Source organism: Paraburkholderia sp. RL17-373-BIF-A (assembly GCF_046030175.1).
Lineage (GTDB): Bacteria > Pseudomonadota > Gammaproteobacteria > Burkholderiales > Burkholderiaceae > Paraburkholderia.
In genome coordinates, this window is the sequence record NZ_JARESO010000471.1 from 1 (window position 1) to 371 (window position 371).

The 371-nt window shown below is 60.6% G+C and carries 1 protein-coding gene; it reads right to left on the bottom strand.

Annotation, left to right across the window (positions count from 1 at the left end; all coding sequences use genetic code 11):
* Positions 1-181: 181 nt before the first annotated feature.
* A complete protein-coding gene (gene tnpB / locus P0D80_RS51425) occupies positions 182-340 on the bottom strand; it encodes an IS66 family insertion sequence element accessory protein TnpB (protein WP_408296708.1) in 159 nt (52 codons plus the stop codon).
* Between the last annotated feature and the right edge of the window lie 31 nt (positions 341-371).

The window sequence follows — 371 nt, forward strand, 5'->3', positions numbered from 1 at the left end:
GTTGCGCGTGAAGCCAACGCGGCCTGTTGCGAGTCGACCGTTTCCTGCAGTTTGAGCATTTGCGCTTCGCGCTCGCGCAGTGCTGCCTCCTGGCTGAGCAGCATGGCCTTCAGCGTTTCGACATCGTCGGGAAGTGAGTTCGCGCGCGTCATGCGAGCAGTTTACGCGCAGGCAACGACGTTTACAACGCTGAAGTCGGTCGTGCCGTTCTCGTCGGTTGCCGCCAGTCGATGCCTTCGAGCAGCATCGATAGTTGCGCCGGGCTCAGGCAAATAACGCCACCATCGGCTTGAGGCCATATGAAGCGCCCCTTCTCGAGTCGCTTCATCAGCAGGCACATGCCATCGCCGCTCCACCACAACACCTTGAGC